General features: G+C 43.9%; 2 protein-coding genes and 1 pseudogene. 1 reads left to right on the forward strand and 2 read right to left on the reverse strand.

What is annotated here, in order from left to right; translation table 11 throughout:
- A partial coding sequence (locus E1189_RS02105) for a hypothetical protein (RefSeq protein ID WP_155158419.1) occupies positions 1-491 on the reverse strand: 491 nt, incomplete at its 3' end.
- Positions 492-593: 102 nt separating this feature from the next.
- On the opposite strand from E1189_RS02105, the pseudogene tnpA reads away from it, so the two are divergent.
- Positions 594-947: pseudogene (gene tnpA / locus E1189_RS02110) on the forward strand (IS200/IS605 family transposase); the annotation flags it as partial.
- Between the two features lie 491 nt (positions 948-1,438).
- Here tnpA and E1189_RS02115 read toward each other — a convergent pair.
- The gene (locus tag E1189_RS02115; RefSeq protein ID WP_155158421.1) at positions 1,439-2,275 is read right to left on the reverse strand and encodes a hypothetical protein; all 837 of its coding nucleotides are present in this window, start codon (positions 2,273-2,275) and stop codon (positions 1,439-1,441) included.
- Positions 2,276-2,512: the final 237 nt, after the last annotated feature.

The following is a 2,512-nucleotide window of genomic DNA, read 5'->3' on the forward strand; positions in this document are numbered from 1 at the left end:
AGTTGGATTTCTTCGAGCATGCTAGTTCGCCGACCTTCAAAGACAAACTCAGCGATAAGTCCTTTGGAAGCTTTTATGAAAGCCGCATTTTGGGAATAACCTAATTGTTTGCTGATATTAACGCTTCCAGGGTGAACATAAGGGTCTGTTTCATCATACTGGCAGCGGTGGTATATATTGCTCTTTATATAGCTGCGGGGAAATTTTGCATTGTGGGTATGGAGCCCCTTCAGGGTATTGGTAAAGCGTTTAATAAGTTTGTTTTGCTCTTCGGCCAGATGTTCGATAGCTTCTGCTCTGTCTAGCGGATTTGTTATCTTATCCCGTCTTACTGAGAAATTAATCAGTAGAGAGATTGCTTCCTCTTCACAGCCAGTTATGTCATAGAGTGAACTTGTTTTACGGACGAACCTGTAGAGGGTGGCTATAGGGTTATCACTTTCACGGCTCTCACAGAGAAGTTCCTTGAGAAGTTGTGGGCTAGAGTTCATAGCAAACTATCATTATAAAAAGTGACGATTAAGCATAGGGCTGATTTAGATTTATGCGATGATCTGTTTGGTGATTTTTTGAAGAACAGGTATCCGGTATACGCTCGGATTCTGTCAAGATGGACGGACTTCATGACACACACCACATCTGCCAAGATGAGCAATTTTATCGTACATAGGGATCATGTGTACCTACTGGTGTCAGCTCCGCCAAATATGGCACCGAGTGAAATCATGTGTTGGATAAAAGGGGGAGTCTCGTCGAAGCTTTGCGAAAGTTGTCCTGATTTGAAGAGGCGCTATTGGGGGCATCATTTTTGGGCGCAAGGGTACTTCTGCGTGATGTTGGGTAATGTGGCAGATGAAATGATTAAGAAATATCTCGATCATCATACGGTGAGGTGTAAATATGGGGGGGAGGTGATAAAACCTCCTCACCTATGTTGGATGGTCTGAATAACCACAGGGGAATTGCCATCCAGGCTAAACCACCTGATCAACCGATTTTTCTTGTCCACCGCAATATGTACCACCGGGCGCCTAGGAAGACGCTCACCGACATCGTCTATAATAAAAGTATCAGATTGGGCCGAGAACTCTTGGAGCTCTTCAAGGTCATGTCTTAGCATTGGTCTCCACCTCCTGCTGAATAACTTACGCAACCTCAGATTAGCTTGCTCATGAAGTTTTTCAACGCGCTCACTCATATGATGGGAGGCAATCCAGAAGATCATACGTTATGAAGCTGAAAAGGAATGAAGTCACAGCTTCATCCCAACCTCGTCGAATGCTTGGATTCAGCGGTTAGGTGCGCTGGAATGCCCATTATCACAATGAATAACAATAGGTTTTGAACAACCGATTGACGCTTGGATAACCCGTGACGATGGTAGCGAAGCGATATACCCTGCATTAGAAGATTTCAAGGGTAAGCAGCTGAAGGAATGTTAGATAAGGAATGTTTCTGATTGGCTTTTGAGGTATACGGTTATTTTCTTATAGGGAAGAGCTAGGTCCGGTACAGCATGGATGACTTGGTAAAAGGGAGTATTTTTGGGCGCATTGTTAATGGAAGTATATTGCACGTTTACTTTAAAGTTTGGTGTTGGCCACGATGGGGGTAATCCGCTCTGAGAGGCTAGCATCTGGCCTGCGTGAATTGAAATCCCTCTATACCAGGCTCGGTATTCCTCACTGCCCGCTATGAAAGCAAGTTGTCTGGCAACAGCTGTTGTTATTTTGAAAGGATACATTCCATCTACCTCTACGTAGATATGATCTGTTTCCCGTAATACGTGCCTGAAAATGAATGATTGTCCCAGCAGTGTGAGTACTATTTTTCCAAACTCTGGGGCAGGACAAAGAGTACGAAGCATGATGTCAGTGAGCTGGATATGCTTGTTGCGTATCTTAATGCATGCCTGTTTGTCGTACTGCCCTTCAAAACTTGCCAAGTCGGCTTGCAGTAACCGACGTGGCACTTCGTTATATACGTTATGGTTTTGGTCGAGTCGGGTTTTGTAGATAGCTGAGAAGTCTGTGCTGTTAACCAGAAAGGCATTGGAAAAGCGGCTTCCTAACGGGAAGCAAGCTAAAACTGACAGTGCAATTTGTACTTCATGGAGCTGTTTGTCTTGATCACAAAACAAGCACCAGACATAAACGGTTTTGGCGATATTCTTAAAGTTACCGTATGCCAGAAAGGTCAGCTCTTTTGAGCTTAATTCCCGTGGCAGGTCAAGCTTTAGGGTGACTGCTTTTCGTGAGTGGATGCGATTCTTCATTCACTGTACTCAATAACTTTTGAATCATGGACTCTTGAGCTGATGTGAGATTATAGGACAGACAAGCAGCATAGATAAGGTTGCTTCGAGTGATCGTTTGACCTCTCTTGATCAGTTGTTCTCTTGCCCAAATAAACCGCCTTTGAAAATAAGCATTCTCTTCACATGCTCTCTGAAGAAAGGAAGCAGTTTTTGGAATTCTGTCAAGAGGAACTCTGGTGAAAAGATGACGCTTTC

Source organism: Parendozoicomonas verongulae (assembly GCF_009711465.1).
In the GTDB taxonomy this organism is placed as follows: domain Bacteria; phylum Pseudomonadota; class Gammaproteobacteria; order Pseudomonadales; family Endozoicomonadaceae; genus Sansalvadorimonas; species Sansalvadorimonas verongulae.